General features: G+C 62.7%; 24 protein-coding genes. 9 read left to right on the forward strand and 15 right to left on the reverse strand.

Annotation, left to right across the window (positions count from 1 at the left end):
- Position 1: 1 nt before the first annotated feature.
- The 5 genes from AAIL66_RS07840 to AAIL66_RS07860 all read right to left on the reverse strand — a co-directional run bounded on the left by AAIL66_RS07840 (position 2) and on the right by AAIL66_RS07860 (position 3831).
- Positions 2–337, reverse strand: coding sequence for a cytochrome c (locus tag AAIL66_RS07840; RefSeq protein WP_343496411.1), 336 nt, complete (start codon positions 335–337; stop codon positions 2–4).
- An 89-nt stretch (positions 338–426) separates the two neighbouring features.
- Entirely contained in the window at positions 427–1638 is a 1212-nt protein-coding gene (locus AAIL66_RS07845) for a sulfite oxidase (RefSeq protein ID WP_003065262.1), read from the reverse strand.
- Positions 1639–1686: 48 nt separating this feature from the next.
- The gene (locus tag AAIL66_RS07850; RefSeq protein WP_012836566.1) at positions 1687–2274 is read right to left on the reverse strand and encodes a hypothetical protein; all 588 of its coding nucleotides are present in this window, start codon (positions 2272–2274) and stop codon (positions 1687–1689) included.
- Entirely contained in the window at positions 2271–2831 is a 561-nt protein-coding gene (locus AAIL66_RS07855) for a sigma-70 family RNA polymerase sigma factor (RefSeq protein WP_012836565.1), read from the reverse strand. Before AAIL66_RS07855 ends, AAIL66_RS07850 begins: the two co-directional genes overlap by 4 nt.
- Positions 2832–2949: 118 nt before the next feature.
- Complete coding sequence (locus AAIL66_RS07860; protein WP_034382656.1) at positions 2950–3831, reverse strand: helix-turn-helix transcriptional regulator; 882 nt, start codon at positions 3829–3831, stop codon at positions 2950–2952.
- 78 nt (positions 3832–3909) lie between these two features.
- On the opposite strand from AAIL66_RS07860, the gene AAIL66_RS07865 reads away from it, so the two are divergent.
- Together AAIL66_RS07865 and AAIL66_RS07870 are read left to right on the forward strand one after the other, a co-directional pair.
- Positions 3910–5187: an MFS transporter gene (locus AAIL66_RS07865; RefSeq protein WP_253232869.1), complete on the forward strand. Its 1278-nt coding sequence runs from the start codon at positions 3910–3912 to the stop codon at positions 5185–5187.
- Positions 5188–5397: 210 nt separating this feature from the next.
- Positions 5398–6684 carry a M20/M25/M40 family metallo-hydrolase gene (locus tag AAIL66_RS07870; protein WP_034392873.1) on the forward strand — a complete coding sequence of 429 codons (1287 nt, stop codon included), beginning with the start codon at positions 5398–5400 and terminating at the stop codon, positions 6682–6684.
- On the opposite strand, the gene AAIL66_RS07875 is transcribed toward AAIL66_RS07870, so the two are convergent.
- Positions 6677–6853 (reverse strand): hypothetical protein, encoded by a 177-nt coding sequence (locus tag AAIL66_RS07875; protein WP_193751093.1) that lies wholly within the window; start codon positions 6851–6853, stop codon positions 6677–6679. The genes AAIL66_RS07870 and AAIL66_RS07875 overlap by 8 nt on opposite strands.
- An 86-nt stretch (positions 6854–6939) precedes the next feature.
- On the opposite strand from AAIL66_RS07875, the gene AAIL66_RS07880 reads away from it, so the two are divergent.
- The gene (locus AAIL66_RS07880) at positions 6940–7713 is read left to right on the forward strand and encodes a class II aldolase/adducin family protein (protein ID WP_034351173.1); all 774 of its coding nucleotides are present in this window, start codon (positions 6940–6942) and stop codon (positions 7711–7713) included.
- Between the two features lie 55 nt (positions 7714–7768).
- On the opposite strand, the gene AAIL66_RS07885 is transcribed toward AAIL66_RS07880, so the two are convergent.
- From AAIL66_RS07885 to mnmG, 7 genes are all read right to left on the reverse strand, one after another.
- Positions 7769–8311 (reverse strand): GNAT family N-acetyltransferase, encoded by a 543-nt coding sequence (locus AAIL66_RS07885; protein WP_343496412.1) that lies wholly within the window; start codon positions 8309–8311, stop codon positions 7769–7771.
- Positions 8298–9227 carry a ParB/RepB/Spo0J family partition protein gene (locus AAIL66_RS07890; RefSeq protein ID WP_343496413.1) on the reverse strand — a complete coding sequence of 310 codons (930 nt, stop codon included), beginning with the start codon at positions 9225–9227 and terminating at the stop codon, positions 8298–8300. Before AAIL66_RS07890 ends, AAIL66_RS07885 begins: the two co-directional genes overlap by 14 nt.
- Before the next feature lie 15 nt (positions 9228–9242).
- Positions 9243–9791 carry an alpha/beta hydrolase gene (locus AAIL66_RS07895; protein ID WP_034382651.1) on the reverse strand — a complete coding sequence of 183 codons (549 nt, stop codon included), beginning with the start codon at positions 9789–9791 and terminating at the stop codon, positions 9243–9245.
- A gap of 52 nt (positions 9792–9843) precedes the next feature.
- Positions 9844–10614, reverse strand: a complete 771-nt coding sequence (locus AAIL66_RS07900; RefSeq protein WP_003059963.1) for an AAA family ATPase — start codon at positions 10612–10614, stop codon at positions 9844–9846.
- 12 nt (positions 10615–10626) lie between these two features.
- A complete protein-coding gene (locus AAIL66_RS07905; protein ID WP_343496414.1) occupies positions 10627–11238 on the reverse strand; it encodes a LysE family translocator in 612 nt (203 codons plus the stop codon).
- Positions 11239–11381: 143 nt separating this feature from the next.
- Positions 11382–12044 (reverse strand): 16S rRNA (guanine(527)-N(7))-methyltransferase RsmG, encoded by a 663-nt coding sequence (rsmG, locus tag AAIL66_RS07910; protein ID WP_343496415.1) that lies wholly within the window; start codon positions 12042–12044, stop codon positions 11382–11384.
- Positions 12041–14005, reverse strand: a complete 1965-nt coding sequence (mnmG, locus tag AAIL66_RS07915; protein WP_034351159.1) for a tRNA uridine-5-carboxymethylaminomethyl(34) synthesis enzyme MnmG — start codon at positions 14003–14005, stop codon at positions 12041–12043. The genes rsmG and mnmG overlap by 4 nt, the downstream gene beginning before the upstream one ends.
- Before the next feature lie 255 nt (positions 14006–14260).
- Here mnmG and AAIL66_RS07920 point away from each other — a divergent pair, with 255 nt between their 5' ends.
- From AAIL66_RS07920 to AAIL66_RS07930, 3 genes are all read left to right on the forward strand, one after another.
- Positions 14261–14836 carry an NAD(P)H-dependent oxidoreductase gene (locus AAIL66_RS07920; protein ID WP_034351157.1) on the forward strand — a complete coding sequence of 192 codons (576 nt, stop codon included), beginning with the start codon at positions 14261–14263 and terminating at the stop codon, positions 14834–14836.
- Positions 14837–14941: 105 nt separating this feature from the next.
- On the forward strand, positions 14942–15550 hold the full coding sequence (gene gstA / locus AAIL66_RS07925; protein WP_003065291.1) for a glutathione transferase GstA: 609 nt from the start codon (positions 14942–14944) through the stop codon (positions 15548–15550).
- 67 nt (positions 15551–15617) lie between these two features.
- Complete coding sequence (locus AAIL66_RS07930; protein ID WP_343496416.1) at positions 15618–16736, forward strand: alkene reductase; 1119 nt, start codon at positions 15618–15620, stop codon at positions 16734–16736.
- A gap of 134 nt (positions 16737–16870) precedes the next feature.
- Here AAIL66_RS07930 and AAIL66_RS07935 read toward each other — a convergent pair whose 3' ends face one another.
- A complete protein-coding gene (locus AAIL66_RS07935) occupies positions 16871–18559 on the reverse strand; it encodes a methyl-accepting chemotaxis protein (RefSeq protein ID WP_343496417.1) in 1689 nt (562 codons plus the stop codon).
- 272 nt (positions 18560–18831) lie between these two features.
- Here AAIL66_RS07935 and AAIL66_RS07940 point away from each other — a divergent pair, with 272 nt between their 5' ends.
- From AAIL66_RS07940 to AAIL66_RS07950, 3 genes are all read left to right on the forward strand, one after another.
- A complete protein-coding gene (locus tag AAIL66_RS07940) occupies positions 18832–19026 on the forward strand; it encodes a heavy-metal-associated domain-containing protein (protein ID WP_012836553.1) in 195 nt (64 codons plus the stop codon).
- A gap of 76 nt (positions 19027–19102) precedes the next feature.
- Positions 19103–19609 carry a Cu(I)-responsive transcriptional regulator gene (gene cueR, locus AAIL66_RS07945; protein WP_034351148.1) on the forward strand — a complete coding sequence of 169 codons (507 nt, stop codon included), beginning with the start codon at positions 19103–19105 and terminating at the stop codon, positions 19607–19609.
- 179 nt (positions 19610–19788) lie between these two features.
- Positions 19789–20976: an acetyl-CoA C-acyltransferase family protein gene (locus AAIL66_RS07950; RefSeq protein WP_003072098.1), complete on the forward strand. Its 1188-nt coding sequence runs from the start codon at positions 19789–19791 to the stop codon at positions 20974–20976.
- Between the two features lie 163 nt (positions 20977–21139).
- On the opposite strand, the gene AAIL66_RS07955 is transcribed toward AAIL66_RS07950, so the two are convergent.
- Positions 21140–21902 (reverse strand): recombination-associated protein RdgC (locus AAIL66_RS07955; protein WP_343496418.1); only part of this gene is annotated, 763 nt, incomplete at its 5' end.

Genomic DNA, 21902 nt, shown 5'->3' on the forward strand with positions numbered 1-21902 from the left:
TTTATTTGGCTGCGCCGCTGGCCTTGCTCACGTAGAGAGCAACGGCAGCGATATCGGCTTCGCTCATTGTGGCCTTGAAGGAGGGCATGGAGCCGATGCCGTCCTTCAGAGCACGCGCCACGCGGGCCGCATCGGGCTGCAACTCGTCCAGCACCGGGCCTATGGCACCTTCCGCACCGGCGTCCTTGAGGGTATGGCACACCGCGCAGGCAGGGACTGCAGCAGTGGTGAACAGCTCTTTGCCGCGCGCCATCTGGGCAGCCTGATCGGCATGGGCTGCAGTGCCAGCAAGGGCGGTCAAGAGCAGGGCGGCGAGGGTGTGGTTTGTCTTCATCATTGTTCTTGGAGAAATGCGATGCATCGGGGTTGGATCCCATGCCCTGCTTCCCTTCTTCCGGCACAGGGCATGGGCAGTGATTGCGACACTCAGGCCACGGTGACAGTCACGGCGTGGTCGGCCCAGCTGGTGTTGTTGTAGCCGCTCTGGTTTTCACCACGCGTTTCAGGCTGCACATTGCCCTTGACGTCGGTAGCGCGGCTAGCCAGGGTGTAGGTACCCTTGGGCAGCTGTGCCTGCAGCACGAACTGGCGCCAGGCGTACTTGCCCATATCGGGGCCAATCAGGCGAGCCTGCTTCCAGGTCTTGCCGCCGTCGATGGAGACTTCCACCCCCTTGACGGCGTTCATGCCGCCGAAGGCCACGCCCTGAATCTGCACCAGGCCAGAGGCCTGGTTGCCGTCTTCGGGGATGGGGCTGTTGATCCAGGACTTGACGCTCATTTCCTGCACCGAAGGCTGGCTGGGGTCGCCCTTGCTGCCGGGGGGCGAGATGCGGTAGCCGTGGGACATGATGTGCGCTTCGCTTTCCTTGACGGTAAAGGCCAGCTGCTTGATGTACTTGATGTTGTTCACGCCGGTGTAGCCGGGCACGATCAGACGCAGCGGGCCGCCATGGGCCAGAGGCACGGGCTCGCCGTTCATCTCCCAGGCCAGCAGCGCGTCCTCCATGGCCGACAGAGGCACGGAACGCTCCACCAGCACGCTCTTGGGATCGAGGCCTGCGGGCAGCACCTCTCCGCCCGTTCCCGTCATGTAGACCATGCCGTCGGCCACGCCGCCCAGGGCCTTGACCACCTCGCGCACTGGCACGCCGCTCCAGACCACGCAGCCTGCAGCGCCTACGGTCCATTGCGTGCCGCTGGGCTTGGTGGGGAAGAAGGCGCGGCCATTGCCCGAGCATTGCAGCACCATGGTCACAGTTTCCAGGCCCAGCTTCTTGAGCTCGCCAACGGTCAGCTTGGCGGGCTTCTTCACGCCATCAATCTGCACCGCCCATGCATCGCGATCGGCCACGATGGACTCGGAAGGCGTGGGCAGGTTGTTGCGCACATAGAGCTGGTTGGTGGGCGTGACCACGCTGGAGCCAAACGCGCTGCGCTTGGTCTCAATGGTGGTGGAGCTGTGCACGATCACGGCATCGGCATTCTTGAAGCCGGCATAGCCGGGTAGAGGCTTGGCTGCGGGTGCAGCGGCCTGTGCCATGGCCTGGCTCTGGAAGCTTGCCAGACCGGCTGCAGCCAGCGCGCTGGCGCTACCGGCGAGCAGGCGGCGACGTGGCAGAGAGGTGGGTTGTTGCATGAGGTCTCCTCGGTAATTTTGGTGAATGATCAGAGCGAAAAATCCGGTTCAGCCATCGACTTTCTCAGGGGCACCCAGAGCGCGCGATGCCACGGCCAGAGCCTGTTTCTTCTGTGCGATCAGCACCAGCGGACGGCCTTCTCTCGAACGCACCACCTTCCAGTAGCTGTTGGCCCACCAGCCCTGGCCGTCGGCCATCCGCTGGGGCTGCTCGAAGGCCAGCACGGTAACGATGCCGCCTTTTTCAAAGAAAGTGGTCAGGTGATAGGCGCGACTGCCATCGATGTCGCAGGGCCGCATGAGCTGGGTATAGCCAGGCAGCTTCTGGTCGACAGGCCAGTCCATATGCCTGGCAATCTCGGCCTCCGGGATGAACTGACCACGCAGCGTGCGCTCGTAATACTCATGCTCGATGGCCGAGCGCACCATCTGCGGCGGGCGCAGGCTCAGCACGCTGCCCGCAGCGACGCTGCCGACGATCACTGCGGCACACAGCGCCTGCAGGCCACGACGGGCATGCCATGGCGTGTGGCGCAGCAAATAGGCCGGCGGCTCGCCGGGCTCGAAAGCCAGCGCCAGCTCGGCACGGGCACGCAGGTCGAAATCGGTGTCTTCGGGGCGGTCTTGGTGTTTCATGGTGCGCGCTTTCTCAGCGGTATCACGCTGGCAGCTGCGGAAGATTCAGTGGCGGCACCGGCGGGATGGCGCGCCGGCTCCTGCAGTGCCGTCTTGAGCGCTTCACGTGCCCGCGCCAGGCGAGAGAGCACGGTGCCCGGTGCAATATCCAGCGCCTCGGCCATCTGGGCCGTGGGCATGTCGTCAAAGTAGTAAAGCACCAGCACTTCACGATGGATGGGGGCAATGCGGCTCAGCGCCTTGACCACGTCCAGCTGCGCATCGAGTGCATCGTGATGATTCACGCCCTGCTCGCAGGCTTCATCCAGAGACTCGGTCTGCGATTGCACAGGATCGAAGTGCCTGAAGGCATGGCGGCGCATGATCTGGAACAGCCAGGCCCTGGCCATGCTCTGGTCGCGCAGCTGGTGGCGAAAGCGCCAGGCGCTGGTGAAGCAATCCTGCACCACATCCTCGGCCGTGGCGCGAGAGCCCGTCAGCGCCCAGGCGCTGCGCAGCAAAAAGCGGTAGTGCTCGCGCACCCACTGGTTGTAGCGCGACTCGGCGGAGAAGATCATGGTGCTAAAGAGCGCAGGTTTGCAGCTTTCATTCCATGCCGCTGCAAATATTGTTTGAGGCTCCGCCCCTCAAAATAACAAAAACAGCCTCAAACCCTTTTGTACAAAGCGCTAGCAGCTATACATTTTGTGCATGCATGCCGAAAAATTGTGCCGGAGGCATACCCACCGTGCGGCGCACCATGGCGCTGAAGGCGCTGGGACTGTAGTCCAGCTCGGCCGCAATGCGCTGAATCGGCCAGTTGCGCGCTGCCAAGCTGACGGCATGGGCCAGCACCACCTGCTGGCGCCACTGGGTAAAACTGCATTCCAGTTGCTGGCGAAACAGTCGCGCCACCGTGCGCGGACTGGCCCCGGTATCGCGCGCCCAGTCCTCCAGCGTCTCGTAGCGCGTGGGATCGGCCAGCACGGCCTCGCAGAGCTGGCGCAAGCGCTTGTCCTGGGGCAGGTTCACGCCCAGCTGCACGGCACTGGCACGGCGCAGCTCGTCGAGCAGCAGCTGGCTCAGATGGTGCTCGCGTGCCCTGTCCTGCTCGCACAGTTGCTGGCTGTCATCGGGCAGCGTGGGCAGCTCGCGCACCACGGCGCGCAGCAGATCCGAGGCATTGAGCACCCGGCACTGGCGCCAGGCAGCCTCTTCGCCGGGGGCCACATCGGGGCCGCAACGCCCCTGGGTCTGAAAGAAGTACAAGGTGCGCAGATCGGCGCTTTCCACCATGGTCACGGCATGCTCCATGCCCGGCGGCACCCACAGCACGCGCGAGGGCGGCACGATATAGGTGCCCTGCGCTACCGTCAGGCGTATGGTGCCCGTGGTGGAGATGGCCAGCTGCCCCCAGGGATGACGGTGCGGCTTGACCTGGGTGTCGGCCTCCAGCCAGCGGCATTTGGCACGCACCGGACGCTGTGCCGTGGGTATGTAGAGATGGGGTGTCAGCGTCTCCACATAGGCGCTGGCCTTGCCTGCGCGCAGGGGCTCGGGGTCGTGGAGGCTGGACATGATGGTTTGGCTGGCTTGCGATAGCAATTGGCAGACTATCGCATACAAGACGCGAGCAGTCTGCCTAAGATGCGACATATGAACCGCCCTGCCTCCACAACACCTCAAAACCAGGCGCCAGAGACACTGCGCAGTGACGCGCGCACCATCAGCCTCATCGGTCTGGCCCATGGCTCGTCGCATTTCTTCCATCTGCTGCTGCCGCCGTTGTTTCCCTGGCTGATCAAGGACTTCGGCTACAGCTATGCCGAGCTCAGCGTCATGGTCTCGCTGTTCTTCATTGTTTCCGGCACCGGCCAGGCACTGGCCGGCTTTGCGGTGGACCGCTTTGGCGCACGCCCGATTCTGTTTGCCGCCCTCGGCAGCTTTGTGGTGGCTGGCCTGATTGCCAGCACGGCCCAAGGCTACAGCATGCTGCTGGCTGCCTCCTTTTTTGCGGGCCTGGGCAATGCGCCCTTCCACCCCGTGGACTTCACCATCCTCAACAAGCGCGTGTCGCAGCAGCGCATAGGCCATGCATTCTCGGTACATGGCCTGTCCGGCAATCTAGGCTGGGCGCTGGCGCCGCTGTTCATGGCGGGCATCACCACGGCCACGGGCTCCTGGCGCCTGGCCTGCCTGGGCGGAGCCCTCTGCGCAGCCGTGGTGCTGGCCATCATGGTCTTCAACCGCGACGCGCTCGATGATCGCGCCGAATCCGCCGGAGCTGCCGCCAAGCCGGCCGCCGGAGCCATTGCCGCACCTCAGGAACACCCCATGGCCTTCATGAAGCTGCCATCGGTGTGGCTGTGCTTTTCCTTCTTTTTCTGGAGCACCTGCGCGCTCAGTGCCATCCAGAGCTTTGCCAGCCCGGCCCTGCAATCCATGTACGGCCTGCCGCTTTCCGTGACGGCGCTGATCGTCACCGGCTATATGCTGTGCGGCGCTGCCGGCATGGTCGTGGGCGGCTTTCTGGTCGGCCGCGTGCAGCGGCTGGAGAAGGTGATCTCCATCTGCATGCTGGGCTCGGGCCTGTTGCTGTTTGTCGTCGGAACGGGCTGGCTGCCCGGCATGGTGGCGGTGGTCGTGGCCTCAGTCGCCGGTCTGGGCACGGGCTTGGCCGGCCCCTCGCGCGACATGCTGATCAAACGCGCAGCGCCCCCCGGCGCCACGGGCCGCGTCTACGGTACGGTGTATTCGGGCCTGGATCTGGGCTTCTGCCTGGCGGCGCCGGTCTTCGGCTACATGCTGGACCACCAGATGACCAACGCCGTGTTCTACGGCTCGGCGATTGCGCTTGTACTGTCTGTGGTCTCGGCCGTCATCGTCGGCGACGGTGTGAGCAAAAAGACCAAATCCCGTCTGGCGGCTGCCTGAGCAAACGACGCAACCCACCAAGCCCTGCCGCGCAAGCTGCAGGGCTTTTTTGTCGGCGCGAGAGATCAAGTTACCCTGGTATTTATCCCTAGGTCGGCAGCCCGGAGGCCGCAAACACGGCTGCTAAGCTGAATTCCCTCAGCGGCGCATCACGCCGCTTTCCTGCCGCAGCCCTATCCGGGAGCGGCCCGCCCCCCAAGGAGAATTTCTATGCGTTGGAACACGCCCTCTGCCCCTTTGCTGCGCGCCCTGCCCCTGGCCCTGGTGCTGGCCTTCGGCTCTGCCCAGGCTGCCCCTCAGGCCGAATGGCTGGAGCATGCGAAAAAGGAGCAGCAGCCCTATCTGGATACGCTGCGCGATCTGGTGCACATCGAGTCCGGCAGCAAGGATGTGGCGGGCGTGAAGAAGATCGCCGAGTACATCGCCGGCAAGCTGCGCGCGCAGGGCGGCAAGGTCGAGGTGATCGAGCCCAGCGATATCTACCGTCTCGATGACACGCCCGAGAAAGTCGGCCCCATGGTGCATGCCGAATTCAAGGGCAAGGGCAGCAGCCGCATCATGCTGATTGCGCATATGGACACCGTCTATCTGCCCGGCATGATCAAGGACCAGCCCTTTCGCATCGACGGCGACAAGGCCTATGGCCTGGGCATTGCCGACGACAAGCAGGGCGTGGCCCTGATCATGCATATCGTGCCCCTGCTCAAGAAGCTGGGCATCGAGGACTACGGTACGCTGACCGTGCTGATCAACGGCGACGAGGAAATCAGCTCGCCCGGAGCACGCAGCACCATCACCCGCCTGGGGGCCGAGCAGGACGCCGTGTTCAGCTTTGAAGGCGGCGGCACCGACGGCAGCCTGCGCCTGGCCACCAGCGGCATCGGCGCCGCCTACCTCAAGGTCACGGGCAAGGCATCGCATGCGGGCGCCAAGCCCGAGGACGGCGTGAATGCGCTGTACGAGATGTCGCACCAGCTGCTGCAGATGAAGGATCTGTCCCAGCCCCAGGACGGCCTCAAACTCAACTGGACGGTGTCCAAGGCCGGCACCAACCGCAATGTGGTTCCCGCCGAAGCCACGGCCCAGGCCGATGCCCGCGCGCTGCGCGTGGCCGACTTCACGGCGCTGGAAAAAGCCATGCAGGACAAGATCGGCAACAAGCTGCTCCCCGCCAGCAAGGTGGAACTGAAATTCGAAGTGCGCCGCCCGCCGCTGGAAGCCAATGCCACGGCACGCAAGCTGGCCGCCCATGCCCAGGGCATTTATGAGCAGGAGCTGAAGCTGCCCATGAAGGTCATGGACAAGGCCACGGGCGGCGGCACGGATGCGGCTTTCGCGGCCCTCAAGGCCAAGGGCGGCGTGATCGAGGGCTTCGGCCTGTCGGGCTATGGCGCGCATTCCAACGATGCCGAATACGTGCAGATCAACACCATCGCACCGCGCCTGTATCTGGCCGCCCGCATGATCCAGGACCTGTCGCGCGGCCAGATCAAGTAAGCGCTTTTGATAGCGGCTTTCGCCTGATCTGCTTCAGTTTTCGTACAGAAGCGATCTGAAAATCAACAGGAGCTTGCGCTGCAAGCTCCTGTTTTTTTATTTCTCGAACGCTGGGCAACAGCTGCCACGGGCATTGCCAAAGCACCTGATCCGAATTGGCCTCGCCCATGTTTCCAGGGTTCTGTCGCCTAGCCAACAGACCGCTGCCGCGCGAGTCTCTACATTCATCTCATCAACGATGAAGGAGAGTCGCCCGTGAGCCAAGAGCCCTTGAACATCCCCAGCGTGCAGCATCTGGTCAGCCCCGAAGAGTGGCAGCTGCGCGTGGATCTGGCCGCCTGCTACCGGCTGGTGGCGCTGTACGGCTGGAGCGATCTGGTCTTCACCCACATCAGCGCACGGCTGCCGGGCCCCGGGCATCACTTCCTCATCAACCCCTACGGGCTGATGTTCGACGAGATCACGGCCTCCTCGCTGATCAAGGTGGACCTGGGCTGCAACAAGCTCATGGACTCGCCCTTCCCCGTGAACCCGGCCGGCTTCGTCATCCACAGCGCCGTGCACGAGGCTCGCGCCGATGCGCAATGCGTGATCCACACCCACACGCGTGCCGGCGTGGCCGTTGCGGCCCAGAAGCAAGGTCTGCTGCCCATCAGCCAGCAAAGCACGTTTGTACTGGGGTCCCTGGCCTATCACGTCTACGAAGGCGTGGCCTTTCGCGAGGACGAGAAGCCGCGCCTGCTGGCCGACATGGGCGAGGCCAACTTCCTCATGCTGCGCAACCACGGTCTGCTGACCTGCGGCCCCACGATTGCCGACGCCTTTCTGTCCATGTACGTCTTCGAGTCCGCCTGCCAGATCCAGATCTCTGCCCAATCCGGCGGCGCCGAACTCACCGAGGTCGACCCGCAGATTCTGCAAGGCATCGCCCATGCCATGAAGGTACAGACCGGCGGCATGGGCGGCCAGTTTGCCTGGCCCGCCCTGCTGCGCAAGCTCGACAGAATCGACCCCGGCTACCGCAGTTAGAACACCGCTCCGGAATCAAAAAAGGGCATCCAGATGGATGCCCTTTTTTGCAGCATCAGCTGCGGCGAATACGGTAGAGACAGTGCTCAGCAAGCGCGTGGCCGGAGGGCAGATCAGGGTGCATGAATGTCTGCGCATCGGGCTGCATTCCCAGGCGCTGCATTACGGCCTGTGAGGGTTTGTTCGGCACCGCCGTGAACGCCACAACTTCATCCAGCTGCAGCTCATCCCACGCAAAATCCAGCGCGGCTCTTGCGCCCTCTGTCGCCAGACCTTTGCCCCAGTATGGCCGGGCCAGCCGCCAGCCCACTTCCACGCAGGGTGAAAACGGTAGCTCTGCTGCGGGAGTGTGCAAGCCAATCATTCCTGCCAAGTGCCCGGTGGCTCTATCTTGCGCAACCCAGAATCCCCAGCCACGCTCGGCAATCAGAGCCTCGGCCTTGGCGGCCAGGGCATCGCTGGCCTGTCTGTCCAGCACGTTGGGGAAGTAGCGCATGACTTGCGTGTCCGCATTGAGCGCGGCAAACTCCGGCAGATCCTGCGGCGTCCATTGCCGCAGAATCAGCCTTGGCGTGGTAAGGCACTCAGACTTCGCCACGCAGCTTTTCGATGATGCCGTTGAGCTCCTCCAGAGAACCGAACTGGATGGCGATCTCGCCCATTTCCTGCTGCTTGCCGTGGCGACGCACGGTCTTCTTGATGCGCACCTCTACATCGGCCGTGAGCAGGTCGGACAGCTCTTCCTCGATGCGTTTCACGTCGCGCGACTTGCCATCCTTCTTGGCTTTCTGGCGCGTCAGATTGAACTCGGCACCGATTTTCTTGACCAGCGACTCGGCCTCGCGCACCGACATCTTCTTGGCCGCGATCTGGTTGCCTGCCGTGATCTGGGTGGCTCGGTCCAGCGTCAGCAGTGCTCGTGCATGGCCCATGTCGATATCGCCGGCCATCAGCATGGTCTGCACGGGCTCGGCCAGATTCAGCAGACGCAGCAGATTGCTGGCGGCGCTGCGCGAGCGGCCCACGGCCTGCGCGGTCTGCTCGTGGGTCAGGCCGAACTCCTTGACCAGGCGGGCCAGCCCCTGCGCCTCTTCGAGCGGATTCAGGTCTTCGCGCTGAATGTTCTCGATCAGCGCCATGGCCGCAGCGGCCTCGTCGGGCACTTCGCGCACCAGCACCGGTACCTCGGACAGACCCGCGATATGCGCGGCACGGAAGCGTCGCTCGCCGGCAATGATTTCGTACTTGCCAGCGTTGTCGCCCCTGGAGAGCTGGCGCACCAGAATCGGCTGCATGATGCCCTGGGCCTTGATGCTCTCGGCCAGCTCATACAAGGCACCTTCGTCCATACGGGTGCGCGGCTGGTACTGGCCGGCCACCATCACATTGAGCGCCAGGCTGCTCGGCAGATTGGCCTGCTGCCCGCTCGCAGCGGCCTGCTCTGCTTCACTGACCTTGGGGCCCAGCAGGGCTTCCAGACCTCGTCCCAGGCCCTTGGGTTTCTTAGTCACCATTGCTGAATTCTTTCTTTAAAGGGAGAGCAGCAGCTCATGCCCGGCTTCCCACAGTCCCAGTCCGCTGGCCGTGTTGATATGGCCTGCGGCACCCGCATTCACAAAACGGCTGCCCCAGCCCTGTGCCATGGCCTGCGCGCGCGCTACAGAGCAATTGGGGTCGTTCTCGCTGCCCACCAGTATCGACGGGAAGGGCAGCTTTTGCAGCAGCACGGGCGACCAGCCCGGCAGGACGCCGCGCAGACTCTCCTGCTCGGTGTCGCCGGGTGCCACCAGCAACGCACCACGCACCTTGCTCCTGGCAACCTGAGAATGTGCCGCCCACCAGGACACCAGCACGCAGCCCAGGCTGTGCGCCACCAGGGTGACGGGAGCCGGAGCGTCGAGCACGGTTTCCTGCAGGCGAATGCTCCAGTCGCCGCGCAGCGGATGCTGCCAGCTATGCTGCTCCAGCCGCTGGTAGCCATACCGGTCCTGCCACAGACTCTGCCAATGGCCGGGATCGGAGTTCTGCCAGCCGGGCAGCAGCCAGACATGCTGCGGGTTCAGTGCTTCAGAGGTCATGGCGGTTGGCGATGGCTGGATGGGAGACTGGGAGCTGTTTCACGTGAAACACTCACATTTTCTTGATGCGGCGCACCATCTCTTCGGCGAACTCGACAAAGGCCTTGCTGCCCTTGGCCGAGGCATCGAACACCACGCCGGGCAGGCCGTAGCTGGGGGCTTCGGCCAGGCGCACATTGCGCGGAATCACGGTATCGAACACCTTGTCGCCGAAATGCTCCTTGAGCTGGTCGCTGACCTGCTGCTGCAGCGTAGTGCGCGGATCGAACATCACGCGCAGCAGACCGATGATCTGCAAGTCGGGATTCATATTGGCATGCACCTGCTTGATGGTATTGACCAGATCGGTCAGGCCTTCCAGTGCAAAGTATTCACACTGCATGGGCACGATCACGCCATGCGCCGAGCACAGACCGTTCAGGGTCAGCATGGATAGCGAAGGCGGGCAGTCGATCAGCACGAAGTCGTAGTCGGCGGCCACGGCCTGCAGAGCGGTCTTGAGGCGCTCGTTGCGGCGCTCCAGCGAGACCAGCTCGATCTCGGCTCCCGACAGCTCGCGGTTGGCGCCCAGCACGTCATAGCCGACTTGCTCGGACTTCTGGGCCACTTCCTTGACGCTGGCGTTTTCCAGCAGCACATCGTAGACCGTCAACTCCAGCGCGCGCTTGTCCACGCCGGAGCCCATGGTGGCATTGCCCTGCGGGTCCAGGTCGATCAGCAACACACGCTGGCCGACCTTGGCCAGACCGGCTGCAAGATTGACCGTGGTCGTGGTCTTGCCCACTCCACCCTTTTGATTGGCAACGCAGAAAATTTTGGCCATTGAACTTCTCTTTTAGTTGGCGGCCAGCTTGAGGCCAAAACCGATCAGAAACACACCGGCTGTTTTTTCCAGCCACTTCACCACGGCCGGGTTGGCACGCAAGCGCTCGGCCAGCACCGTGGTCAGCGTCACCACGATGACGCTGTAGATAAAGGTAATTGCTGCCACCGTGGCTGCCATCACACCAAAGGTGATGACGCCCTGATGCCGGGCCGGGTCCACGAACATGGGAAAGAAGGCCATGTAGAACACGATGGCCTTGGGGTTCATCAGGGTGATCAAAGCACCCTGGCGGAAATACTGGCGCGGCTGGATTTCAATGGCCGGCGCATCGCCAGGCTTGGCCGTGAGCAGCTTGTAGCCCAGCCAGGCCAGATAGGCCGCCCCCACCCATTGCACGGCATGGAAGGCCGCCGGATAGGCTGCCAGCACCGCAGCCACGCCGGCTACAGCCAGCCACATCAGCACCTGGTCTGCAGCCATCACACCCAGGCAGCAGGCGACACCGGCCCTCCATCCGCCCTTGCCCGTGGAAGTAATCAAGGCCAGATTGCCTGGTCCAGGGATCAGCAAGAAGACGGTAACGGCGGCTGCAAAAGCGCCGTAATCAGAGATGCCAAACATTCAAACCCTGCGCGATGGAAAACAGCAAGTTTATGCGAGGGCCGTGACCGACGCATCTGCATTGCACAGATGTTGCCTGACACAGTATGTAAAAAGGCACTTTGCTCCCCTTGGAAACAAAGTGCCCGACCAAGCTTTACCGCTCAAGAAGCCAGTTTCAACCAGATCACGCAGCGCTCGGCATCCAGGCCGGGAACCTGTAATGGTTCCACGTGAAACACTTTCACATCGGCAGGCAGCGCAGCAATTTCCTCATCAGGGTGCTTGCCCTTCATGGCAAACCAGATGCCGTCCTCGGCCAGAGCCTTGCGCGACCAGGTGGTGAAGTCCACCAAGGACGCAAAGGCGCGGCAGCTAATGACCGGATACCGGGTCTTGAGGTTTTCCACCCGGTCATGAATGCCGCGCAGATTGGGCAGGCGCAAGGATGCAGCCACCTGCTGGATGAAAGCGGCCTTCTTGCCCACGGTATCCACGCAGTTCACATCGATCTGCGGGCAGCAGATGGCAAACACCACACCGGGCAGACCACCGCCTGAGCCCACGTCCAGCAGAGGCAGGCGCTTGCCTTCTTCCAGCGGCAGGCGGTTCACATGCCGCAGCAAGGCGGGCACGGCGGCCAGGCTGTCGAGCAGGTGATGCGTCAGCATCTCCTGGGGATCACGCACCGACGTCAGGTTGTAGACCTTGTTCCATTTCTGCAGCAGATCCATGAAGGACATCAGCAGATCGATCTGCGCCGGAGCCAGTTCCAGCTTCAGTGCCTGAACGCCCTGCTCCAGTTGGGTACGCAAAACCTGACTCATGCGGAAGCCTCTTCGTTCTGATTGGCAAAGCCCTTGAAGCCGCCTTTTTTCAGATGCACCATGAGCAGCGAGATGGCGGCAGGCGTCACTCCCGAAATACGCGAGGCCTGACCCAGGGTTTCGGGCCTGTGCTTTTGCAGCTTCTGGCGCACCTCGAAGGACAGCGCCGCCACCTGCATGTAGTCGAAGTCCAGCGGCAGACGCAGGCGCTCGAAATGTGCAGCGCGTTCGACTTCATCCTTCTGGCGGTCGATATAGCCAGAGTACTTGGCGGCAATCTCCACCTGCTCGATCACTGGAGCGCTGAGCTCGCCCAGAGCCTCGGGCTGCACATCGGCAGATGCATACCGGCCCTGGTTCATGCCCATGAGCTTGTCGTAGTCCACACCGGGGCGACGCAGCAGATCGAACAGGTTGTATTCGCGCTCCATGGCCTTGCCCAGCACGCGCTCTGACTCTTCCGCTGCCACGACACGCGGGTTCACCCAGGTGGACTTGAGGCGCTCTGTTTCACGTGAAACAGCATCGCGCTTGCGGCTGAAGGAATCCCAGCGCGCATCGTCGACCAGCCCCATCTGGCGGCCCGCTTCGGTCAGGCGCATATCGGCATTGTCTTCACGCAGTTGCAGGCGGAACTCGGCGCGGCTGGTGAACATGCGATAGGGCTCGGTCACGCCCTTGGTGATCAGATCGTCGACCAGCACGCCCAGATAGGCTTCGTCACGACGCGGCATCCAGGGGCCTTCGCCACGGCACTGCAGCGCTGCGTTCAAGCCGGCGAACAGGCCCTGGGCGGCCGCCTCTTCATAGCCGGTCGTGCCATTGATCTGGCCCGCAAAGAACAGACCTTGAATTTGCTTGGTCTCGAAACTGCTCTTGAGCGAGCGGGGATCGAAATAGTCGTACTCGATGGCATAGCCGGGACGCAGGATATGCGCGTTCTCCAGACCCTTCATGCTGCGCACCAGTTCGTACTGAATGTCGAACGGCAAGCTGGTGGAGATTCCGTTGGGGTAGAACTCGTGCGTGGTCAGGCCTTCGGGCTCCAGAAAGATCTGATGGCTTTCCTTGTCCGCAAAACGGTTGATCTTGTCTTCCACGCTGGGACAGTAACGCGGACCTACACCCTCGATCTTGCCGGTGAACATGGGACTGCGGTCAAAGCCGCTGCGGATGATCTCGTGCGTGCGCGCATTGGTGTGCGTGATCCAGCAAGGCATCTGCCGGGGATGCATGGCACGGTTGCCCATGAAACTGAATACAGGCACTTCACCCTCGTTCACGCCGCCAGGCATGCCGTCGCCGGGCTGTTCCTCGCACTGGCTGAAATCGATGCTGCGGCCGTCGATGCGCGGCGGCGTGCCGGTCTTCAGGCGCCCCTGTGGCAGCTTGAGTTCCTTCAGGCGTGCCGACAGGCTCACGGCCGGAGGATCGCCGGCACGGCCTGCTGCATAGTTGTTCAGGCCCACGTGAATCTTGCCATCGAGGAAGGTGCCCGCCGTCAGCACCACTGTGCGGCTGCGGAACTTGAGACCCACCTGGGTGACGGCACCGACCACGCGGTCGCCCTCCACCATCAGGTCATCCACGGCCTGCTGGAAGAGCCAGAGATTGGGCTGGTTTTCCAGCATCTCGCGAATCGCGGCCTTGTACAGAATGCGGTCGGCCTGGGCACGCGTGGCGCGTACGGCCGGGCCCTTGGAGCTGTTCAGGATGCGGAACTGGATGCCGCCCTTGTCTGTCGCCAGGGCCATGGCGCCGCCCAGGGCATCGACCTCCTTGACCAGATGGCCCTTGCCGATACCGCCGATGCTGGGGTTGCAGCTCATCTGCCCCAGGGTTTCGATATTGTGGGTCAGCAGCAATGTCTTGCTGCCCATGCGCGCAGCGGCCAACGCAGCCTCGGTGCCGGCGTGGCCGCCACCGACCACGATCACATCAAATTCCTGTGGGTACAACATATTCCTGCTCCGGGCCAAGCCCGGCCCTTGCCCCTGCACGAAGCAACCATGCCTCGGCTCTCACGGCAGGCGGACATGTTCTCGCGCCATGTCCAGCCCTGCGGGGAACCTGCAATTTTCCCACCATTGGCGCAACAATGCCTTGCCAGGGGGGTTTCACGTGAAACATGGCGGCCTGAAGCCCAGCCTAGATGTTTGCCCTGATAGTCCCGTCTATGCATGAAAAATGCAATTGCTCTGTGCTGCAATCACTGCATGCAAATTCTCATTTTTGCGGGCAGTACCCGCCAGGACTCATACAACCGCAAGCTGGCCAAGGTGGCCGCCTCCATCGCGGAACAACAGGGCGCACAACCCAGCCTGCTGGAATTGTCGGACTACGACATTCCGCTCTACAACGCCGACCTCGAAGCGCAGGGCACTCCAGCCGATGTCATTCGCCTCAAGCAGGCCATGCACAGCCATGCAGCCTGGATTGTCTGCAGCCCCGAGTACAACGGCAGCTACCCTGCCCTGCTCAAGAACGCGATTGACTGGGCCTCCAGCCCGGTCAAGGGCGATGCACAGTGGTCTGATGGCGTCCTGCCCTTTCGCAACAAGGTCGTCGGCATGGCCAGTGCCTCGCCTGGAGGTCTAGGCGGCCTGAGAGCCCAGTCTCACCTCGCAGCGCTGCTATTGAATCTGGAATGCTGGGTAGCACCGCGCAGCCATGCCGTGAGCCATGCTGCAGAGGCTTTCGATGCCCAGGGTCATCTGCTGCGTACACAGAACCAGCAAGGCATGGAGGCTCTTGTGCAGCAGGTGCTGTGGGCTGCAGGGCGCCTGGGCTGAGCAATCTCCTCTCCGATCCGGACTTCTGCCGGCTGCGCATGCATATGAAGTGCAACCGGTTTAGCATGGGCGCTTGTCTTTTCATTGCATAGAGAGCCACTCACCATGAAGCTTTACTACAGCCCCGGCGCTTGCTCCATGTCTCCGCACATCGTGCTGCATGAAGCAGGCCTGCCGCATGAAACCGTGATGGTCAGCACCAAGAGCCACAAGCTCCAGGACGGAACGGATTACTACGGCATCAATCCGCTGGGTTATGTGCCCTTTCTGGTGCTGGACAACGGCGACACCTTGCACGAAGGTCCGGCCATTGTTCAGTACCTCGCCGACCTGGCCCCCGAAAAGAACCTGGCGCCGGCCAACGGCACCGTGGCACGCTACCACCTTCAGGAATGGCTGAACTTCATCAGTACCGAGGTGCACAAGGGCTTCAGCCCCTTGTTCAGCCCCGCAACGCCCGAAGACTTCAAGCCTGTGCTGCTCGGCAATCTGTTCAAGCGCCTGAGCTGGGTCAACGAGCAGCTCGCCAACAAGTCCTATCTGATGGGCGATCAGTTCACCGTGGCCGATGCCTACTTTTTCACGGTCACAGGCTGGGCCCAATTTGTGGGCCTGGACATCTCGGAACTCCAGCACCTTCAGGCTTATCGCGAGCGCATTCTGGCGCGCCCCGCAGTGCAGGCTGCCATGAAGGCAGAGGGCTTGCTCAAGTAAGTTTTTCGACACCCATGCAAACTCAAAAGCTCGGTACCCACCGAGCTTTTTTCATCTGGAGTTCTGCATGACCTCATTGTTCGAACCGATTGAAGCAGGCAGCCTGCGTCTGCCCAACCGCATTGCCATGGCACCGCTGACGCGCAACCGCGCCCCCGACGCGATACCCACGCCACTGATGCAAACCTACTACGTCCAGCGCGCCTCCGCCGGTCTGCTGATCAGCGAAGGCACGGCCATCAGCCACCAGGGACAAGGCTATGCCGATGTGCCCGGTCTTTATGACGAAGAGCAACTGCGGGCCTGGAAAAAAGTCACCGATGCCGTGCATGCCAAGGGTGGCCGCATGGTCACCCAGCTCTGGCATGTGGGTCGCATCTCCCACAACGTGCTGCAGCCAGACAGCCAGTCCCCGGTCGCGCCCTCCGCGCTGACGGCCCGCTCCAAGACCTATGTGATCGACAAGCAGACGGGGCAAGGCCAGTTTGTTGCCACCTCGGCACCGCGCGCACTCCGGCAGCAGGAGCTGCCGGGCATTGTTCACAGTTTCGCCACCGCCGCGCGCGAAGCCGTACAGTCGGCGGGCTTCGATGGCGTGGAGCTGCATGCAGCCAACGGCTATCTGCTCGATCAATTCCTCAAGACCGGCACCAACCAGCGCAGCGACGACTACGGCGGCAGCATCGAGAACCGCGCCCGTCTGGTGCTGGAATGCGTGCGCTCCGTGGCCGATGCCATCGGTGCCGGAAAGGTCGGCATCCGCATCTCTCCGGTCACGCCAGCCAATGACATCGTGGACAAAAACCCGCAGGTGCTGTTCGAATATCTGGTGCGCCAGCTCGCCCCGCTGGGCCTGTCCTATATCCATGTGATCGAAGGCGCAACAGGCGGTCCGCGCGAGCTGGCAGATCGCCCCTTCGACTACCAGGCGCTCAAGCAGGCCTATCGCTCTGCAGGCGGCAAGGGAGCCTGGATGGTCAACAACGGCTATGACCGCCAGTTGGCCACGCGCGCTGTGGAAAGCGGCTATGCCGATGTCGTGGCCTTCGGCAAGGCCTATATCTCCAACCCCGATCTGGTGCATCGTCTGCGCGACGATCTGCCGCTCAATGCCTGGAACAGCGAACGTTTCTACGGGGGCGGTGCCGATGGTTATACCGACTACCCCTCGGTTGCCTGCCAGTAACTTCAATCCATCAAGCCTCCAGCCCTTTCTCTGATTTGGCTGGAGCCTATCGAATAGAAAGCAAAAGCCCGGTGCATCACTGCAACCGGGCTTTTTTCATGGAACGAGCCGCTCAGGAATGAGCCGCTCGGGGCTCAGGCATGTTCCAGCAATTGCGCCTTCTGACCAGGCAAAGCAGTCTGCGCGGATGCAGGCACCGCCGGTGCCATGCCGGGATGGGCTGCGCCTCTGGGGCTGCGCATGACTGCATGCATCGCGCCGCCCGCCAGCTTGAACTGGCTGACCAGCTGTGCCAGTCGCGCCGCCTGCTCGCGCAGCGATTCTGCGGCGGCGGCAGACTCTTCCACCAGGGCCGCATTCTGCTGGGTCATGCGGTCGATATCACCCACGGCCTGATTGACCTGGCCGATGCCCAGCGACTGCTCGCTGGACGCCGCCGTAATCTCGCCGATGATGTCGCCCACACGCTGTGCGCTGTCCACGGTCTCCTGCATGGCCTTGCCTGCGCTCTCCACCTGGCGCGCGCCCACGTCCACGGTCTGCACGCTGGTGTTGATCAAGGACTTGATCTCGTTGGCGGCCTGGGCCGAACGCTGGGCAAGGCTGCGCACCTCGGCCGCCACCACGGCAAAACCACGGCCCTGCTCGCCGGCACGGGCCGCTTCCACAGCGGCATTCAGCGCCAGGATATTGGTCTGGAAAGCAATGGAATCAATCAGGCCGATGATGTCGCCGATCTTGCGGCTGGAGGCCGAAATCTCCTGCATGCTGTTGACGGCCTGGCCGACGATCTCGCCGCCCTGCACGGCCGTCGAAGAGGCCGAGGCTGCCAGCTGGTTGGCCAGCTGCGAAGACGATGCGGTCTGCTGCACCGTGGCCGTCAGCTGAGCCAGCGACGCGACGGTTTCCTGCAGATTGCTGGCAGTCTGTTCGGTGCGGGCCGACAGATCCTGATTGCCCGTGGCAATTTCCTGGCTGGCCGTGGCGATATTGCCGCTGGCATCGCGCACCTGGGCCACCGTGGTGCTCAGCGATTGCTGCATCTGGTCCAGCGCACGCTGCAGATCCGTCAGCTCATCCTTGCCGCTGACCTCGGCCCTGTGCGACAGATCGCCGCCGGCAATCGTCAGTGCCATCTGGCGGGCCACTTCAAGCGGACGGCAGATGGACAGCATGTTCAGCAAAGTCAGCGGAATCACCACCACCAGCGCCAGGATCACGGCCGCCACAAACATCCAGCGTGTCTGGTCGGCCACTTCGCGCTCGGCTGCGGCCAGTGCATTGGCCTGCTCACGCAGCAAGTTGTCCAGCTGCGCCAGCAGCTTGTCGGCCTCCATGACTTCGGCCAGAGCCTTGCCGCTCATGCGGTTGGCCGTGGTGGCCGAGTCATAGCCACCGGCTTCAAGCTGGCGCGCAACAGGCTCGAAGAGCTTTCGATAAGCGTCGATGTGCCCAATGATGCTCTTGGTCAGCTGTGCGTCCTGCGCGTTCTGGTCGGTCACAAACTTGCCCAATGTCACCTTGGATTTGTCGATGAACATGACCCATTGCTGATAGGCCTTGCGCACCTCTTCGGGCTTTTCGTACTGGATGACCATGTCCTTCTCGCTGGAACGGATGCCACCCAGCTCGGTGCGCAACTGCGCCATATGGCCCGATTTGACAAAGGCGTTGCTCAGAAACTCCTGGCTCATGTCCTGGATGCGGAACATGCCCAACATCCCGGCGCCGCCCAGCAGACTCAGCAACACCATCACCACACCAATGGCGCCCAGCATGCGCGTGCGGATGGTGAAGCCCCGCATCATTTCCAACAGACTCATGAATCCCTCTCCACTTTGAACGACTGGCATTGTCGGGCCAGAACTTGCAAATTGTTTCAGATTGTCACCGACACCAAGAAAAACCCGTGACTGCGATGCCCAAGCCATGGCGATCAGCAATATGACAAGTTCTTATCGGCAGTCTTTGCGGCTTATCAACCCTGCCGGCTTCATGTCTTGTCAAAGGCTTGACCTTGCCATGATGTTAGGGTTGACCATTCAAGACATGGAGTCCGCCAGTCCGGTCGACTCACTTTCTGAAGGAGCCATCCATGCAACAAGTTTTTGAAGTTCAAGGCATGACCTGCGGCCACTGCGAACGCGCCGTCACCAATGCCATCCAGGGCGTCGATGCCCAGGCGCAGATCAAGATCGACCGCGCCGCCAACCGAGTGGAAGTCGAAACCGGCGCCAGCCGCGAGGCCGTGGCAGCCGCCATTGCCGAAGAGGGCTACAAGGTAGCCTGAGCGCAGCCTCTCCCACCGCGCCAGCACCTCACGCGAGCCATCAGAAGGCCGCTGGCGCGTTTTTTCAGGATCGTCCATGCCCAACCACCCATCGACACAAAAAATCGCTCAGAACTGGCCTGTCGTCATCGGCGAGGCTGCACGCCGCGCCGGGGTTTCTGCGCGCATGGTGCGTCACTACGAGTCACTGGGCCTGCTGCCACCCGTGCACCGCACCGACAGCGGCTATCGCCAGTACACCGAAGCCGATGTGCATGCGCTGCGCTTCATCCGCCGCGGGCGCGATCTCGGCTTTTCCATGGACGAGATCGCCACCCTGCTCGGCCTGTGGCAGGACCAGGGCCGCGCCAGCAGCCAGGTCAAGGCCATTGCGCAAAAGCACATCGCCACTCTGACCGAGCGCATTGCCGCCATGCAGTCCATGCAGCGCACACTGCAGACTCTGGTGCATTGCTGCCACGGCGATGACAGGCCTGACTGCCCCATCCTCGACGACCTGGCCAGCGCGGACACCGACCTGACGCCGGCCCATCACGAGCCCAGGGCTCCCACTCCGAGAAGCAGGCGCAGGGCTGCAGCCTGAGGCGGCTTGCGGGTTTCACGTGAAACCATCGCCGCCCACGCAGGGCAGCGTCAACAACGAGACATGTTGCACTGCAGCAAATACTGCAGAATACTCTGTGCGATGAATGCGGTTGCTCTCATTCATCTTTTCAAATCACTCAAGCACAAGCATTGCCGACGCGATGCAGGAGACAAACCATGAGCACCAGAGACATCTTCGTTGTCAGCGCCGCGCGCACGGCCATCGGCACTTTTGGCGGCAGCCTCAAGGACGTTCCCAACGCACAGCTGGCCACCACCGTGGTCAAGGCCGCCATCGCGCGTGCCGGCATCGCTGCCGACACCGTGGGTCATGTGGTGATGGGCAACGTCATCCCCACCGACACGCGCGACGCCTACCTGTCCCGCGTGGCGGCGGTGGACGCCGGCTGCCCCATCGAAACCCCTGCCTTCAACGTCAACCGCCTGTGCGGCTCTGGCCTGCAGGCCATCGTCTCGGCAGCTCAATCGATTGCGCTGGGCGACTGCGAAGTGGCCATTGGCGCCGGCTCCGAATCCATGAGCCGCGGCCCCTACTTCGACATGTCCGCGCGCTGGGGCGCACGCATGGGCGATGCCAAGAGCATCGACTACATGCTGGGCATCCTGCACGATCCCTGGCAAAAAATGCATATGGGCATCACCGCTGAAAACGTGGCCGAGCGCTACAAGATCAGCCGCGTGATGCAGGACGAGCTGGCCGTCATCAGCCAGCAGCGCGCCGCTGCCGCCATCGAGGCCGGCCGCTTCAAGGAGCAGATCGTTCCCGTGGAGATTGCCAGTCGCAAGGGCGTGGTGCTGTTCGACACCGACGAACATGTGCGCGCGGCCACCACGCTGGACACCCTGGCCGGCATGAAGCCCGCGTTCAAGAAGGAAGGCGGCACGGTCACCGCCGGCAACGCCTCCGGCATCAACGATGGCGCGGCTGCCGTGCTGATGATGAGCGAGCAGGCACTGAAGTCTTCCGGTGCCAAGCCCATTGCCCGCCTGGTCGGCTACGCCCACGCCGGCGTCGAGCCCGCATACATGGGCATCGGCCCGGTCCCAGCCACGCAGAAGGTGCTGGCACGCACCGGTCTGAAGATCGAACAGATGGACGTGATCGAAGCCAACGAAGCCTTCGCCGCCCAGGCCTGCGCCGTGATTCAGGAGCTCGCTCTGGACCCTGCCAAGGTCAACCCCAACGGCTCCGGCATCTCCCTGGGCCACCCCGTGGGTGCCACCGGCGCCATCATCACCACCAAGGCGCTCTACGAGCTGCAGCGCACTGGCGGCCGCTATGCGCTGGTGACCATGTGCATCGGTGGCGGCCAGGGTATCGCCGCGATTTTCGAACGCGTCTGAAGCACATATTCCAGGCGTCGAATACGCCCATGAAAAAGGCCTGCCGGAGAGATCTGGCAGGCCTTTTTTGATAGCTTCTTACGCTTGCTAGCGATTGATTTCAGCATCAATGAATACTGAAATCCTTGATTGAAAAGCGCAAGCAGCTACATCATCCATAGCGTCAAAACGGTGCCTCTTCCGGGGCCGTATCGGCGGGCGCCGTGGCCGGCCCGGTGACCGTCCCCTGACTCCGCCCCTGTGCCAGACGCACGGGCAGAGTTTCTGCGGCAGGAGCCGACGACAGCGATGCAGGCAGGCCGTCGCCCAGACCCGTACGCCCTTCCCCGCCCAGTGCTTCGATCAGATCGGGAATCAGGCGCGAGAGCTCGCCCGTGGCAATCGCCACATCGGTATCGAAACCGCCATCGTCCTGGCTGTTGCCGTCCATCACTGCATCGAGCAACGCGATCTTCTTGATCTGCAGACCTTCGCTGAGCACAAAGCTCACGCGGTCATCCCAGGTCATGGCCAGCTTGGTCGGCAGCTTGCCATGCTCGATATGCTGGCGCACCTCGTCGATATCGAGCGGGTGGCGCGCATAGCGCACCACGGCCTTGGACTCATCAGCGGCCTTGAGCTCGCACTCGCGGTCTATGGAAAAACCTGCGGGCGGCTCCTGCGTCATCAACCAGTGCGCCATGGCGGCCTGCGGACTGGTCTGCGTATCCAGCAGCGCCACCGCAAAGCCCGGCAGGCCTTCGACCAGCAGCGTCACGATCTCGTCGGCACGGCCTTGTGCACTGGTATCGAGCACCAGCGTGCGCGCCTGCGCATCGATCCAGACCCACATGGCTCCCTGCTTGGTGAAGGCCATGGGCAGCAGGTCCAGCTTGGCCTCGTCCTTGAGCTCTTTCTTTTCCTTCTTGCCGGGCTTGCGGCCCTCG

Source organism: Comamonas sp. F1-6, assembly GCF_039581415.1.
In the GTDB taxonomy this organism is placed as follows: domain Bacteria; phylum Pseudomonadota; class Gammaproteobacteria; order Burkholderiales; family Burkholderiaceae_C; genus Comamonas; species Comamonas thiooxydans.

Excerpts from the sequence above, each read along its gene's own strand:
- AAIL66_RS07840 (WP_343496411.1), bottom strand. The coding sequence starts at position 337 with ATGATGAAGACAAACCACACCCTCGCCGCCCTGCTCTTGACCGCCCTT.
- AAIL66_RS07845 (WP_003065262.1), bottom strand. The coding sequence starts at position 1,638 with ATGCAACAACCCACCTCTCTGCCACGTCGCCGCCTGCTCGCCGGTAGC.
- AAIL66_RS07850 (WP_012836566.1), bottom strand. The coding sequence starts at position 2,274 with ATGAAACACCAAGACCGCCCCGAAGACACCGATTTCGACCTGCGTGCC.
- AAIL66_RS07855 (WP_012836565.1), bottom strand. The coding sequence starts at position 2,831 with ATGATCTTCTCCGCCGAGTCGCGCTACAACCAGTGGGTGCGCGAGCAC.
- AAIL66_RS07860 (WP_034382656.1), bottom strand. The coding sequence starts at position 3,831 with ATGTCCAGCCTCCACGACCCCGAGCCCCTGCGCGCAGGCAAGGCCAGC.
- AAIL66_RS07865 (WP_253232869.1), top strand. The coding sequence starts at position 3,910 with ATGAACCGCCCTGCCTCCACAACACCTCAAAACCAGGCGCCAGAGACA.
- AAIL66_RS07870 (WP_034392873.1), top strand. The coding sequence starts at position 5,398 with ATGCGTTGGAACACGCCCTCTGCCCCTTTGCTGCGCGCCCTGCCCCTG.
- AAIL66_RS07875 (WP_193751093.1), bottom strand. The coding sequence starts at position 6,853 with ATGGGCGAGGCCAATTCGGATCAGGTGCTTTGGCAATGCCCGTGGCAG.
- AAIL66_RS07890 (WP_343496413.1), bottom strand. The coding sequence starts at position 9,227 with ATGGTGACTAAGAAACCCAAGGGCCTGGGACGAGGTCTGGAAGCCCTG.
- AAIL66_RS07895 (WP_034382651.1), bottom strand. The coding sequence starts at position 9,791 with ATGACCTCTGAAGCACTGAACCCGCAGCATGTCTGGCTGCTGCCCGGC.
- AAIL66_RS07900 (WP_003059963.1), bottom strand. The coding sequence starts at position 10,614 with ATGGCCAAAATTTTCTGCGTTGCCAATCAAAAGGGTGGAGTGGGCAAG.
- AAIL66_RS07905 (WP_343496414.1), bottom strand. The coding sequence starts at position 11,238 with ATGTTTGGCATCTCTGATTACGGCGCTTTTGCAGCCGCCGTTACCGTC.
- rsmG (WP_343496415.1), bottom strand. The coding sequence starts at position 12,044 with ATGAGTCAGGTTTTGCGTACCCAACTGGAGCAGGGCGTTCAGGCACTG.
- mnmG (WP_034351159.1), bottom strand. The coding sequence starts at position 14,005 with ATGTTGTACCCACAGGAATTTGATGTGATCGTGGTCGGTGGCGGCCAC.
- AAIL66_RS07920 (WP_034351157.1), top strand. The coding sequence starts at position 14,261 with ATGCAAATTCTCATTTTTGCGGGCAGTACCCGCCAGGACTCATACAAC.
- gstA (WP_003065291.1), top strand. The coding sequence starts at position 14,942 with ATGAAGCTTTACTACAGCCCCGGCGCTTGCTCCATGTCTCCGCACATC.
- AAIL66_RS07930 (WP_343496416.1), top strand. The coding sequence starts at position 15,618 with ATGACCTCATTGTTCGAACCGATTGAAGCAGGCAGCCTGCGTCTGCCC.
- AAIL66_RS07935 (WP_343496417.1), bottom strand. The coding sequence starts at position 18,559 with ATGAGTCTGTTGGAAATGATGCGGGGCTTCACCATCCGCACGCGCATG.
- AAIL66_RS07940 (WP_012836553.1), top strand. The coding sequence starts at position 18,832 with ATGCAACAAGTTTTTGAAGTTCAAGGCATGACCTGCGGCCACTGCGAA.
- cueR (WP_034351148.1), top strand. The coding sequence starts at position 19,103 with ATGCCCAACCACCCATCGACACAAAAAATCGCTCAGAACTGGCCTGTC.
- AAIL66_RS07950 (WP_003072098.1), top strand. The coding sequence starts at position 19,789 with ATGAGCACCAGAGACATCTTCGTTGTCAGCGCCGCGCGCACGGCCATC.